The organism is Eubacterium sp. OM08-24 (genome assembly GCF_003438075.1).
In the GTDB taxonomy this organism is placed as follows: Bacteria; Bacillota; Clostridia; order Oscillospirales; family Acutalibacteraceae; genus Ruminococcoides.
Map to the genome: position 1 here is coordinate 278842 of NZ_QSTA01000002.1, position 13647 is coordinate 292488.

General features: G+C 41.4%; 12 protein-coding genes. All 12 read left to right on the forward strand.

Annotated features, from left to right (window positions below):
* The first annotated feature begins 62 nt into the window (after window positions 1-62).
* The gene (locus DXC23_RS06265; protein ID WP_117705297.1) at window positions 63-737 is read left to right on the forward strand and encodes a sugar transferase; all 675 of its coding nucleotides are present in this window, start codon (window positions 63-65) and stop codon (window positions 735-737) included.
* A gap of 12 nt (window positions 738-749) precedes the next feature.
* Complete coding sequence (gene rfbF / locus DXC23_RS06270) at window positions 750-1529, forward strand: glucose-1-phosphate cytidylyltransferase (RefSeq protein WP_117705298.1); 780 nt, start codon at window positions 750-752, stop codon at window positions 1527-1529.
* Window positions 1529-2584, forward strand: a complete 1056-nt coding sequence (rfbG, locus tag DXC23_RS06275) for a CDP-glucose 4,6-dehydratase (RefSeq protein WP_117705299.1) — start codon at window positions 1529-1531, stop codon at window positions 2582-2584. The genes rfbF and rfbG overlap by 1 nt, the downstream gene beginning before the upstream one ends.
* Window positions 2585-2611: 27 nt before the next feature.
* Window positions 2612-3532, forward strand: a complete 921-nt coding sequence (locus tag DXC23_RS06280) for an NAD(P)-dependent oxidoreductase (RefSeq protein ID WP_117705300.1) — start codon at window positions 2612-2614, stop codon at window positions 3530-3532.
* Window positions 3533-3643: 111 nt separating this feature from the next.
* A complete protein-coding gene (rfbC, locus tag DXC23_RS06285; RefSeq protein WP_117705301.1) occupies window positions 3644-4216 on the forward strand; it encodes a dTDP-4-dehydrorhamnose 3,5-epimerase in 573 nt (190 codons plus the stop codon).
* 30 nt (window positions 4217-4246) lie between these two features.
* Complete coding sequence (locus DXC23_RS06290) at window positions 4247-5257, forward strand: glycosyltransferase family 8 protein (RefSeq protein ID WP_022234686.1); 1011 nt, start codon at window positions 4247-4249, stop codon at window positions 5255-5257.
* Window positions 5258-6502 (forward strand): glycosyltransferase, encoded by a 1245-nt coding sequence (locus tag DXC23_RS06295; RefSeq protein WP_117705302.1) that lies wholly within the window; start codon window positions 5258-5260, stop codon window positions 6500-6502.
* Between the two features lie 10 nt (window positions 6503-6512).
* Window positions 6513-7631 carry a polysaccharide pyruvyl transferase family protein gene (locus DXC23_RS06300; protein ID WP_117705303.1) on the forward strand — a complete coding sequence of 373 codons (1119 nt, stop codon included), beginning with the start codon at window positions 6513-6515 and terminating at the stop codon, window positions 7629-7631.
* Between the two features lie 2 nt (window positions 7632-7633).
* Window positions 7634-8797, forward strand: a complete 1164-nt coding sequence (locus tag DXC23_RS06305; RefSeq protein WP_117705304.1) for a Coenzyme F420 hydrogenase/dehydrogenase, beta subunit C-terminal domain — start codon at window positions 7634-7636, stop codon at window positions 8795-8797.
* A 22-nt stretch (window positions 8798-8819) separates the two neighbouring features.
* A complete protein-coding gene (locus DXC23_RS06310) occupies window positions 8820-9956 on the forward strand; it encodes a glycosyltransferase (RefSeq protein WP_117705305.1) in 1137 nt (378 codons plus the stop codon).
* Window positions 9957-9977: 21 nt separating this feature from the next.
* Window positions 9978-12389: a polysaccharide pyruvyl transferase family protein gene (locus tag DXC23_RS06315; protein WP_117705306.1), complete on the forward strand. Its 2412-nt coding sequence runs from the start codon at window positions 9978-9980 to the stop codon at window positions 12387-12389.
* A 15-nt stretch (window positions 12390-12404) separates the two neighbouring features.
* The gene (locus DXC23_RS06320; RefSeq protein ID WP_117705307.1) at window positions 12405-13643 is read left to right on the forward strand and encodes an O-antigen ligase family protein; all 1239 of its coding nucleotides are present in this window, start codon (window positions 12405-12407) and stop codon (window positions 13641-13643) included.
* Window positions 13644-13647 lie beyond the last annotated feature (4 nt).

Here is a 13647-nt window from a genome sequence, read left to right on the forward strand (position 1 = left end):
TAATTACACAGGTAATTAATTGGGTATGATAAAAATTTACGGAGGAGAAAACGAAAACAATTATGGAAAAAGCAAACATTACCGACACATCGAAAGCGGCAGCATCAAACACACATTCAGTTAAGCCGAAGCCGATTTACGATTTTGTAAAGCGTGTTTTCGATATTGTATGGTCACTCATCGGTTTGATTGTTCTTTCACCTGTTTTTATCATTCTTTCCATACTTGTAAAAACCACAAGCGAAGGTCCTGTTTTCTTTGCGCACAAGCGTGTCGGCAAAGGCGGCAAAACAATAAAAATCTATAAGTTCAGAAGTATGGTAACAAATGCGGAAGAACTTATAAAGCAGTTTACCCCCGAGCAAAAAGCCGAATACGAAAAAAACTTTAAGCTTGAAAACGACCCTCGAGTTACAAAAGTAGGAAACTTTATGAGAAAAACAAGTCTTGATGAACTTCCACAGCTTATTAACATTCTTAAGGGCGATATTTCTATTGTAGGCCCTCGCCCCGTTATGGATGTTGAAACTAAAATTTACGGTAACTACCGCAATATGCTGCTCAGCGTAAAGCCGGGTCTTACAGGCTTTTGGGCGGCAAACGGCAGAAGTCACACTACATATACACGCAGAAGAGCTATGGAAATTTACTATGTAAAGAATCGTTCCGTATTACTTGATTTAAAAATAATTTTCAAAACATTTATTTCTGTATTCAAGCGTGAAGGTGCGGTTTAAGGAGGAAAAGCAATGAAAGCGGTATTACTTGCAGGCGGTTTCGGAACACGAATTTCCGAGGAATCGCAGTTTAAGCCAAAGCCAATGATTGAAATAGGCGGAATGCCGATTTTGTGGCATATTATGAAACTTTACTCATACTACGGCATAAATGAATTTATTATATGCGCAGGCTACAAACAGCATGTAATTAAAGAATGGTTTGCGGATTATTTTCTGCATACTTCGGACATAACATTTGATTTTACACAGGACGATAAAATAATCGTACATAACAAAAGGGCCGAACAGTGGAAGGTCACGGTCGTTGACACAGGTCTTAACACAATGACAGGCGGCAGACTCAAAAGAGTGCGTGACTTTATAGGCAACGAGCCTTTCTTTATGACCTACGGTGACGGCGTTTCTGATGTAGATATAAACGCACTTTTAGAGTTCCACAAAAAGAACGGCAGACTTGCCACTATGTCGGCAGTCAAGCCCGAAAGCCGCTTTGGTGTGCTTGACCTTTCAAGCGACAACAAGGTAAAGGCATTTCGTGAAAAGAGCGACATTGACTCAGGTTGGATAAACGCAGGCTTTATGGTGCTTGAGCCGCAGGTACTCGACTATGTAAAGGACGACACCATAATGTTTGAGCGTGAGCCTATGGAACAGCTTGCAAAAGAGGGTCAGATTATGTGCTGGAAACACAACGGTTTTTGGCAGTGTATGGACACTCTTCGTGACAAAGAAAAGCTCGAAAAACTCTGGAGCACAAACAACGCTCCATGGAAGGTATGGAATGACTGATGCTTGATTTTTATAAAGGTAAAAAAGTATTTGTTACGGGTCACACAGGCTTTAAGGGCAGTTGGCTCTGCAAAATTCTTGCAAATGCAGGCGCAGAGGTAACAGGCTACTCGCTAAATCCGCCTACAAACCCGAATTTATTTGAAATTGCAAATATTGAGGGCGACATTAAGTCCGTTATCGGCGATATTCGTGATTTTGATTTGCTTAAAAAGACATTTGACGAGTCACAGCCCGAAATTGTACTTCACCTTGCGGCTCAGCCGATTGTGCGTGACAGCTACAAAATGCCTGCTTATACATACGAAACAAATGTTATGGGCACTGTAAATATTCTTGAGTGCGTAAGGCAGTCGGACTGCGTAAAATCATTTTTGAATGTTACCACAGACAAGGTTTACGAAAACAAGGAGTGGCAGTGGGGCTACCGTGAGAACGAACCGCTTGACGGCTTTGACCCGTATTCAAACAGCAAGAGCTGTTCGGAGCTTGTAACACACAGCTACAAAAATTCGTTCTTTGCAGACGGCAGAGTGGCAATTTCAACCGCAAGAGCAGGCAATGTTATTGGCGGCGGCGATTTTGCAAACGACAGAATTATTCCGGACTGCGTGCGTGCACTTGAAAAAGGCGAAGATATAATCGTTCGTAATCCTCATTCAACAAGACCGTATCAGCATGTGCTTGAACCGCTGTTTGCGTATCTTATGATTGCAAAGGCTCAGTATGAGGACATAAAATTTGCCGACTACTACAATGTAGGTCCTGATGAGTGCGACTGCGTTACAACGGGCGAGCTTGTAGACCTGTTTGTAAAGTATGCGGACGGCAAGATAAAATGGATAAACAAGAGCGAGAAAAATGCCGTACACGAAGCGAATTTCTTAAAACTCGACTGCTCAAAACTCAAGGCTGTATTTGGCTGGAAACCGCATTGGCATGTAACTGAGGCCGTTGAAAAAACTGTTGAATGGTCACGCTGTTATATGGAAAAAGGCGATGTGCGAGAATGTATGGACAAGCAGATTGCGGAATTTTTAGCGAGCAGAATTTAATATATCATCTACAAAAGAGGTTCTATGATGAAAAAGGCGATTGTAACAGGCTCAAACGGCTTTGTGGGTTCAAATGTCTGCAAAAGACTTTGCGCTGACGGAGTTAAAGTTTATGCCGTTGTAAAAGATGAAAACGAAAAAATCAATAACATAGAAAAGCTTGACGGCATTGAAATTGTGTACTGCGAGCTTGATGAAATTGAAACTCTCTTTGATAAAATTTCAGACAGAGATGTTGATGTTTTCTACCACTTTGCATGGGTTGGCTCAGCAGGCCCGCTCAGATGTGACGAGAACATTCAGCTGCAAAACGCACTTTGGACAGCTCGTGCGCTCAGAACAGCCGACAAAATGCAGTGCAAAAAGTTTGTAAACGCAGGTTCTATTATGGAAAAGGAAACCTATACAGCGGTTTACACTCAGAAAAGCAAACCGGGTTTGCCGTACATTTACGGCGCAGGCAAGCTCATTGCCCGTTCAATCTGCAAACCGATTGCAAACAGCCTTGACATAGACCTTTGCTGGGCGGTAATTACCAACGCTTACGGCGCAGGTGAGTTTTCGCCGAGATTTGTTAATTCAACAATTCGCAAAATTATTGCAGGCGAGCCTTTACAGTTTACAGCCGCTACACAAAATTACGATTTCATTTATATAGACGATGTTGCAAGAGCCTTTGAGGCAATCGGCGAATACGGCATTGCAAACAAAGAGTACACAATAGGCAGTGGCAACGCAAGACCACTCAAGGAGTTCATTCTAGAAATGCAGAACGAGCTTGCACCTGAGGCAAAACCGATTTTCGGTGATGTGCCGTTTACAGGTGTAAATATGCCGCTTGAGGCATTTGATACAACCGACATAGAAACAGACTGCCACTTCAAACCTGAGATTTCCTTTGCAGAGGGCACAAGGCTTACTATGGAGTGGATTAAGTCCGTAGACTAAAAATCAGGGCGAAATTTATCTTTCGCCCTTTATATTCGTTATGCAAACTGCGTTTTTATGAAAATTATGGGTTAATTTTCAGAATAGAAACATTTTAAGGAGATTATTTATATGATTCAGAAGTTTGAATTTTGCAATACCGATTTTGAGGGTGCATATCTTATAAAGCCTTTCTGCGCAACAGATGTAAGAGGCGCATTTATTAAGGACTACTCAAAAGAGGTTTTCGAGGCTAACGGTCTTGAGCACAACCTTGCAGAGGTTTTCTACACAGTATCTCACAAGGGTGTTATCCGTGCTCTCCATTTTCAGAGAGTCCACGAGCAGGCAAAGCTTGTAAGATGCATTAAAGGCAAGGTTTTTGATGTTATCGTTGACCTTCGTCCCGACTCCCCTACCTTTAAAAAGTGGCAGGGTTTCTACCTTTCCGAAGAAAATATGAACGAACTTTATGTTCCCGAACATTTTGCTCATGGCTACCTTGTGCTTGAGCCGTCTGTTGTTTCTTACAAATGCGGCGAAAAGTTCTACGGCGAGTACGATGACGGCATTATGTACAACGACCCCGACTTTGGCGTTGAGTGGCCGTTTGACGAAATCGGCGGTATTGAAAATCTTATTTTAGCCGATAAAGACAAAAATCTCCAGTCGTTTAAGGAATTTGAAGAAAAGTATCTTAAATAATGACTTAAAAATATTTTTACGGAGGGTAAAATGAACATAGTTTATTCAAGTTCTGACAGCTATGCACCGATTGCGGGTGTGTCGATAATGTCTTTACTTCATAACAATACAGACTCTGAAAGCATCAATATTTATATGATAGACAACAGCATTTCTGCCGAGAACAAACATCGCTTTGAAGAAATGGTCGGCAAATACGGACGCACCATTCACTTTATACCTCAGCCCGACCTCAACAAAAAGGCAGGCGTGGAAATTGAGGTTGGCAGATGGAATATCAGTACCTTTTTCAGACTTTTTCTTTGCACCATTTTGCCTGACGATATAGACAGATGTATTTATCTTGACTGCGACACAGTTATTCGCCACTCGCTAAAGGAATTTTGGGAAACAGACCTCGGAGACAAGGTTGTGGCGGCTGTTGACGACTGCCGAAGTGACCGCTACAAAACCGAGCTTAACCTTGACAGCAACAGCACCTACACAAACAACGGCGTACTGCTCATTGACCTTAAAAGCTGGCGTGAGATGAATGTTGAAAAGGAATTTCTCGACTTTATCATTGCGCACAACGGCGACATAACCTATGTTGACCAAGGTGTGCTCAACGGTGTTCTCGCCAAAAAGGGACTTGTAAAGGTAGTACATACAAAATATGATGCAATGACTGTATTCTTCGACTTTAATTTTAAAGACCTGATGAAGGTCAGAAAGCCTGAGCACCATCTAAGCGAACAGGAGTACAGCGAAACGGTAACAGACCCGTATATTATTCACTATACTTCGTGCTTTTTGTCGGGTACACGACCATGGAACGAAAACAACAACCACCCGTTTGTCGGCGATTACCTAAAGTACAAGGCTATGTCGCCATGGAAAGACTTTCCGCAGTACCCCGATGACAGAAAGAAATCTAAAAAACTGATGACAAGTGTGTGCAATGCCATGCCAAAGGGTATGATGATTGCCGTAATCTCGCTTGTTCACTCAAAGCTCTACCCTATGGCACGAGCATTAAAACAAAAAGGCAGGGCCGAATAAATGAAAATTCTGCTTGTAAATAAATACCACTATGTAAAAGGCGGCAGTGAAACCTACTACTTTGGACTTGCAAAGCTACTTACAGAGCTCGGGCATGATGTAATCTACTTTGCAATGGCGGACAGTCATAACAAATCATGTGAACAAGAAAAGTACTTTGTCAGCAATGTTGACTTCAATGGCAATATTTCTAAGTTGCAAAAAGTAAAGGCTGGGTTTCGCGTTCTCTACTCTTTTGAGGCAAAAAAAAATATTTCTTTGCTAATTGAAACTGAGCATCCCGATATTGTTCATATAAATCTTGTGCACCGTCATATTACACTGTCAATTGTCCGAGCAATAAAAAAATACAATATTCCAATTGTTTTTACAATTCATGACTTGAATTGCGTTTGTCCAAATCATGAAATGCTTGTAAATGGCAAGGTGTGTGAAAAGTGTCTGCATGGCGAATATTTAAACTGCATAAAAAATAAATGTGTAAAAGGCTCAACCGCCAAAAGCACGCTTGCCGCTATTGAGGCAATGAACTATAAGCGAATGAAAATATATGACGATATAGACCTGTATATAACACCGTCTTATTTTTATAAGAAAAAGCTTGAGGAATCCGGAATTATTCACAGCCAAATTATTCACATGAAGAATTTTCTTCCTACTGATACAGTATATTCAGACAGTAATCCTGATAAGAACTACCTGTTATATTTTGGTAGAATTTCAGAAGAAAAAGGCGTTCTCACTCTCTTGAAAGCTGTAGAAAAGTTGAACAATAATATACCTCTTATTATTCTCGGCACTGGTCCTATGGAGGATGAAATAAAAGAATACATATCTTCTCACAACCTTGAGGGCAAGGTTAAAATGCTCGGCTTTAAATCAGGCAATGAGCTCAAAAAGTTCGTCGCAGAGGCAAAGTGTATTATTCTTCCAAGTGAATGGTATGAAAACGGACCTTACGCAATTATGGAGGCAATGTCGCAGGGCAAGCCGGTAATTGTAACGAATTACGGCGGTCTTCCTGAAATTGTAGAAAACGGAAAAACCGGATTTGTATGTAAGCCCTTTAATAGCGATGACCTAAAAAAATCAATTGAAAAGGTATGTGCCCTTTCTCAAGATGAATATAAAGCTATGAGCACTCGTGCTGTCCAAAAAGCAAAAATTGAATTTTCACCTGAAACATACGCACAAAGACTTACAGATTATTACATAAAACTCATTGGAAGTAAAAAGCAAAAATAAAGAGGAAAGTATGAAAAAGAAGAAAACCGTTGCATATCTTACAAGACATGCCGTATCTAACTACGGCTCTGTACTTCAGGCATATGCAACACAAACCGCTCTTGAAAAGCTCGGCGCAAATGCCGTATGTATAGATTATTACCGAACAGACGAAAAAACCGAAAATCTTGTTGACACAAGACTCAAAAGTGTGAGTGCAAAGTGGAATAAAAATGCACTCACTCGTCTTGTTTTTAAAGCAACTCAAAATCCCGTATATAAATTTGCGGATAAGCGATTTGCAGAGTACAGAAAAATCGTTAAGGTGACCGACAAGGAATACAACAGCGAACAGGAGCTTGCCGCCGATATTCCTCAGGCAGATATTTATATGACAGGCAGTGATCAGGTGTGGAATACCGTTGTGTGCGGTGAGATTGACCCTGTATATTTTCTGTCGTTTTTGCCCGACAGTGCAAAGAAGATTGCATATGCCGCAAGTTTTGGCGGCAGTGAAGTTTTGCCAAAGGACAAAGAAAACATTAAAAAGTGGCTTAAACGCTACGATAAAATTACAATTCGTGAAAACAGCGGTGTAAAAATCGCAAACGAACTCGGAGTGCCTGCCGAGCAGGTGCTTGACCCTACCTTTTTGCTTGAAAAATCGGAGTGGGAAAAGCTCATACCTCAGCGAGAGTGCAGCGAAAAATATGTGCTTGTGTATCAGCTCCACCCAAACAAACAATTTGACGAATACGCAAAGCAGTACGCAAAGAAAAAAGGACTTAAACTCTACCGACTGAGCCACTGTTTCCACCATATTGTGAGGAGCGGCAAATTTGTTTGCTGTCCGCCAATCGGTGAATTTTTGTGGTACATAAAAAATGCCGAGCATTTCCTTACCGATTCTTTCCATGGCACTGCCTTTGCAATCGGTCTTAACACACAATTTACCGATGTTCTGCCAAAGAGTTACAGCGAAAGAATCTCAAGTATTCTTCAGCTTATCGGCTACGAAAACAGAATACTCAAAAGCTACAACGACTTTGACATTGACAGCGAAAAAATAGATTTTGAAAAGGTAAACGAAAAAATATCGGCAGAGCGTAAAAAATCTCTTGATATTCTTAAAAATATGATAGGTGATTAATTGTGAACAATATACTTCAGCTTGGCAAAAGCTGCTGCGGCTGCTCAGGCTGTGAGCAGATTTGTCCTAAAAAATGTATAACCATACAACCCGACAGCGAGGGATTTCTCTACCCTGTTGTTGACGAAAGCAAGTGCGTTGACTGCGGTCTGTGCGTAAAGCACTGCCCCATTATGACTGACGCAAAGCGTTGCGATGAGCCAAAGGTGTATGCGGCAAAGTACAAAGACCGCACCTCGGCTTTTAAAAGCACATCGGGCGGACTTTTTATTCCGCTTGCAAAGGAAGTGCTTGCAAGGGGCGGCGTTGTTTTCGGCTGTGCATATGACGAAAATCTTGTTGCAAGGCACATTGCCGTAAGCAATGAAAGCGAGCTTTACAAATTGCAAAGCTCTAAGTACGTGCAGAGCGACACCCGAGGTATTTATAAGCAGGTAAAAACCTTGCTTGCAGACGATAAATATGTTTTGTTCAGCGGTACAGGCTGTCAGGTCGCAGGACTTAAAACATTCCTTAACAAGGACTGCGAAAAACTGCTTACCGTTGACATTGTGTGCCATGGTGTGCCAAGTCCTGCGCTCTTTAAAAATTATGTTGACTATATGGGCAGAAAGCTCGGCGGAAAACTCACCTCATACAATTTCAGAAGTAAAGAAAAACGAGGCTGGGACTTGTATTACAAGGCTGAAAACGGCAAAAAAAGCAAGTCGGACTACGGATTTTTTGACCCGTATTACAGCGCCTTTCTCTACTGCAAAACCTACCGAGAGAGCTGTTACGAATGTAAATTTGCCAATAAAAACAGAGTGGGCGATATTTCGCTTGCCGATTTTTGGGGTATTCAAAAATTCCACCCCGATTTTTATGACGAAAACGGAGTATCTCTCGTACTCGTAAATACCGAAAAGGGCAAAGATTATTTTGACCTGATAAAAGACAGGCTCGAAATTATAGAATCGGATTACGAAAAAGCCTCTGCTATGAACTCAAACCTTGTCGTGGCATCAGAAAGACCGGCGTGCAGAGATACAATTTATGACGGCTTTGACGGCTTAGATTTTGACAGCTATGTCAAAACAAAACTTGCGTTCAAGGTAAACCCGAAAACCAAAATCAAAAAAATGATACCTCTCGGCGTAAAGAGGGTACTGAAAAAACTGCATTAAGCAAAACAGGAAGGAAACGAAAATGAAAGTATTACAGATTGCTGTCGGAATCAACGGTGGCGGTGTGGGTGCTGTTTTATTGAACTTTTACGCCCATATGAACCACAACGATGTAAAATTTGACATCATAATTGATGATTTGCCGTCAGTTAAAAACGGCAGTCTTAACGAGGACGCATTTGAAAAAATGGGCTGTAATATTTTTCGTGTTACTCCCAAATCGCAAAATCTGAGCGAGAACATCAGGCAGGTCAGCGAGATTATGAAAAACGGCAATTACGATATTCTCCACTCAAATATGGAGGAATGGTCGGCGCTGTACTGCAAGCTCGGCAAAAAATACGGCATAAAAACAAGAATTGCCCACGCACACCTTGCGTATGTAAACAATCCGAGCTTTGTAAAAAGAATGTATAACAGTGTGCTAAAGGTAGGACTTCGCCGCTACGCAACAGACTTTTTTGCTTGCAGTAAGGACGCAGGCAGGTATCTTTTCGGCGACAAAATCCTTGAAAAAAACAAATTCAGAGTTTTACCGAATGCGATTGATACAAAAAGCTACTCCTACAATCCGAGCACAAGAAAAAGAATAAGAAACGAGTTTGGCATAGCCGACACCACCTTTGCGATAGGCTTTGTAGGCAGACTTTATTATCAGAAAAATCCCGAAAGAATGTTGAGCATATTCAATGAAATTTGCAAGCTCCACCCCGATTCTCACCTTGTTATAGTCGGCGACTACAAAAGCTATGCAAAATTTGACGGACTTAAAAAATATGCTGAAGAGAACGGATTTTCCGATAAAATTACCTATACGGGACTTAGAAAAGATGTGCCCGATGTTATGCAGGCATTTGACGCATTTGTTCTTCCGTCAAGATACGAGGGCTTTGGCATTGTGTATATTGAGGCTCAGGCGGCAGGTCTTATGACCTTTGGTACGGCAAAGGTTGTGCCTGAGGAGGTTGACTGCACACCGCTTATGCACTTTATTGATTCTCAGTCAGAGGATAAACTCTGGGCAAAGCAAATTCTTGAAAACAGCCTTGACTACGAGCGAAAAGATATGGCTAAGGAAATAGAAAACTGCGGCTTTGAAATTTCTGTTGAGGCTAAAAAGCTGCAGCAATTTTATGAAGATAAAACAAAAGGCAACTAAACTTCGGAGGTTCAGAAATTTATGTTAGGTCTGGCAACCCCATTTAAAACTCAAAATTACGGTACAAAATTGCAGGCATATGCTATGCAGTCCATATTTACCGAAATGGGATATGATACCGAAATTATCAATTTTACATATACATCGAGCAAAAAAGACAAGCTCGCCACACTGCTCTCGCCCAAAAAACTTGCGGCAAAAATCAAATATAAAAAGTCGCAAAAGGGTATGGCAGGCAATGTGGAATACTCAAAGTACGGATTTGGTGACATTGCTATAAATCTATCCATACGTATGGCAGGCAATGTGGAATACTCAAAGTGTATGGCTCAGAGGAACGCAGGCTTTGACAATTTTGTAAATCAAAATCTGCGCATAACCCGTAATTTTCTCAGCCTTGCAGCTCTAAAAGAATACAGCAAAAGATACGATGCCGTAATTTGCGGAAGTGACCAAATTTGGCTGCCTGTTCATATTCAACAGCAGTATTACACGCTTTCTTTCGTTCCAAAGGGAACTCGCAGAATTGCGTATGCGCCGAGTTTTGGCATAAGCTCGGTTGAGGAAGCCGATGAAAGCCTTTATAAATCAGCTATCAACGGCTTTGACAGCCTTTCCTGCCGAGAGATGAGCGGCTGCGACATAATAAAAAACCTCACAAACAAAGAGGCTCAGCTTGTTCTTGACCCAACCCTTATGGTTGACAAGAAAATATGGGACAAAATGAGCGGAAGTACACCGAAGGTTGACGGCGAGTACATATTCTGCTACTTCCTCGGCAAAAATCCTGAGCATAGAAAAAAGGTTAGAAAGCTCGCCGAAAAAACAGGCTTAAGGGTTGTGTGCCTGCCGTATATTGACGGCTATACGGAGTCGGACAACGGATATGCTGACCTTGCGCTTTATGATATTGCGCCCGACGGCTTTGTAAACCTTATTAAAAACGCAAAGTATGTTTGCACCGATTCTTTCCATGGCAGTGTGTTCTCTACCATTTTTGAAAGGCAATACTTTGTATTCGAGCGCTTTGCTCAGGGCACTAAGGGTTCAACCAACACAAGGCTTGAGTCACTTTTAAAAAGCCTTGGTCTTGAATACAGACAGATAAAAGACAGCGAGCTTGCCGACGAATGGGACGGCAAACTAAACAAAACTATTGATTATACACAGGTGCAGGCAAGGCTTGAAAAATTAAAGGCTCATTCTGCCGAATACATTACCGCTGCGCTTGACGGAATTTTGCCTGCCCATGAAAAACATATAAAGCTGTATGACAAGCACGATTGCTGCGGCTGTTCGGCGTGTGCCGACAAATGTCCTGTCAAAGCTATAAGTATGAAACCCGACAGCGAGGGATTTGTGTATGCAAATGTTGACGAATCGGCGTGCATAGGCTGCGGTGCGTGCATTAAAGCCTGCCCGATAAAGCAGTTTAAAAAGGGCACAGCTGAATTTTCGGCTGTTGCGGCATACAGCAAAGATGAGAATATTCGCCACGAGAGCACTTCGGGCGGAATTTTTACCCACCTTGCAAAAGCGATAATAAGCAACGGCGGCGTTGTTATAGGCGCTGCGTTTGATGAAAACTTCGGTGTAAGACACATTGCCGTTGATAATATAGATGACCTTAAAAAATTCAGAAGTTCAAAATATGTTCAGAGTAACACTCAGGGCATTTATAAGGAAACCAAAGCCTTGCTCGATAATAAGAAAACGGTTCTTTTCTCAGGCACTCCCTGTCAGATAAGGGCGCTAAAGAGCTTTTTGGGCAAGGATTACGAAAATCTTATAACGGTTGATTTGTTTTGCCATGGTGCTCCGTCACCTAAAATTTGGAATAAGTACCTTGAATTTGCAAATGCGAATAACGAACATATCGACTCGGTTTCTTTCCGTGACAAAAGGATAAGCTGGGAAAATTATTCCCTCACCATTAAGTATAAAGACCACGAAAAATCGGCTTTTTGGAAAGACGATGCCTTCGCAAGAGGATTTGGTTTTTCACTTTTCAACCGTCCTGCTTGCAGCACCTGCCGACTAAAGTCTTTCCCACGAATCAGCGATATTACACTCGGAGATTTGTGGCTTATTCAGCAGATTTTTCCCGACCTTGACGACCACAAGGGAATTTCTTTTGTACTGCTAAACAACGAAAAAGGTAAAAAGCTCTTTGACAATATTAAAAGCGAAATCTTTTTCAGAGATATTCCAAAAGAAAAGCTCAGGCTCACCTATCCTGTTATGGGCACACCGACAAAGGCGCACCCAAACAGAGAGGCTTTCTTTAATCGGCTTGACACCGTTCCTTTTGACGAACTTGTGTTTAAATATGCAACGGTTGACAAAAAGAGGGAATTTAAAATTAAACGCAACAAAGTTTTAAGCAAACTCGGTATTTTACCCGTCCTTAAAAGGCTTAAAAAGATGCTGTAATATAAGGAGGTTATAATGAAAAAGTTAATGAATCAACGCTGGTTTATCGCCCTTGTATTTATGGTGCTTTATAAGCCTGCAATGTTTTCTCAAATGCCTGCGCTGCACACATTCGATACCATATCAAATGTGTTTAAGGTTATGGTAATAGCCGTTCTCGGCGTATGGTTCTTTTACTTTTACCAAAAAGTGTCGCTGTTCTTTGTAGGAATAGTTTTCTTTGAGGTGTGGCGTGTACTTGCAACAATTTATTGCGGAGGTAATTACACCTCGCTGTTTCTCGCCATATTCAATGCGCTTGCAATCTGCCTTGTTGTGGAAATGGGACTGAAAACAGACCCCGACGCACTGCTTGACGGCGCATCGTTTACGCTCGGACTGTTTGTGCTTATAAATTTTGCAACTATAATTCTGTTTCCGCAAGGTATGTACGAATTTAATAACTATACGCAAAACTACTTTCTCGGATACAGAAACAACTCAATTATGCTGTTTTTCCCTGCGATTATCTTCTCAATAGTTCGCTCACTGAGAAAATACAACAAGCTGACGCTTTCGTCATTTGTAATTACTGCGGTATCGTTTGCCACTGTAATACTTGCGTTCTCGGCAACAAGTGTAATCGGTATGACTGTATTTACACTCTTCCTCTTGCTTGCACTCATAAACAAAATGCCGAATTTTCTCAATATCATTACCTATCTCGCAATAAATATTGCGTATTTCTTCGGTGTAATCATCCTCAGATTACAGGAGGCATTTGCGTTTATTATTGTAGATATGCTCGGCAGGGACCTTACCTTTACGGGAAGAACTAAGATTTGGGACAGTGCGCTTGCCGCCTTTGCAAAATCGCCTGTATTTGGTGTTGGTGAAATTGAAAATCAGGCATCACGAGATCTTATCGGCGCTACCCATGCCCACAACTATTATCTTGACCTTTTATACAAAAGCGGCCTGCCGGGATTTTTAATCTTCTTTGCAATTCTTATCATCTGCGGTGTGGCGCTGTATAGAAACAGAAAAAACGGCAAAATTCCTTTTGTTGTATCGGGTGCAATTTGTGCCTTTATGATTATGCTGCAAAGCGAGGCATACTACAACATTTACTACTTCTTCTCAATCCTTACTTTGGCCGCCTTTATTCCTTATGCTCTGCCAAAAAAGGACGAGGACGGAAACTTTATTTTTGAAGAAAAAGAAAAGCATTCGCTGAAGAAAAAACACAGCTATCATTATTATTTAAGGAAGTGACTTT

Coding starts and splice junctions, on each gene's coding strand:
- DXC23_RS06295 (WP_117705302.1), top strand. CDS start 5,258: ATGAAAATTCTGCTTGTAAATAAATACCACTATGTAAAAGGCGGCAGT.
- DXC23_RS06310 (WP_117705305.1), top strand. CDS start 8,820: ATGAAAGTATTACAGATTGCTGTCGGAATCAACGGTGGCGGTGTGGGT.
- DXC23_RS06320 (WP_117705307.1), top strand. CDS start 12,405: ATGAAAAAGTTAATGAATCAACGCTGGTTTATCGCCCTTGTATTTATG.
- DXC23_RS06315 (WP_117705306.1), top strand. CDS start 9,978: ATGTTAGGTCTGGCAACCCCATTTAAAACTCAAAATTACGGTACAAAA.
- rfbF (WP_117705298.1), top strand. CDS start 750: ATGAAAGCGGTATTACTTGCAGGCGGTTTCGGAACACGAATTTCCGAG.
- rfbC (WP_117705301.1), top strand. CDS start 3,644: ATGATTCAGAAGTTTGAATTTTGCAATACCGATTTTGAGGGTGCATAT.
- DXC23_RS06265 (WP_117705297.1), top strand. CDS start 63: ATGGAAAAAGCAAACATTACCGACACATCGAAAGCGGCAGCATCAAAC.
- rfbG (WP_117705299.1), top strand. CDS start 1,529: ATGCTTGATTTTTATAAAGGTAAAAAAGTATTTGTTACGGGTCACACA.
- DXC23_RS06280 (WP_117705300.1), top strand. CDS start 2,612: ATGAAAAAGGCGATTGTAACAGGCTCAAACGGCTTTGTGGGTTCAAAT.
- DXC23_RS06290 (WP_022234686.1), top strand. CDS start 4,247: ATGAACATAGTTTATTCAAGTTCTGACAGCTATGCACCGATTGCGGGT.
- DXC23_RS06300 (WP_117705303.1), top strand. CDS start 6,513: ATGAAAAAGAAGAAAACCGTTGCATATCTTACAAGACATGCCGTATCT.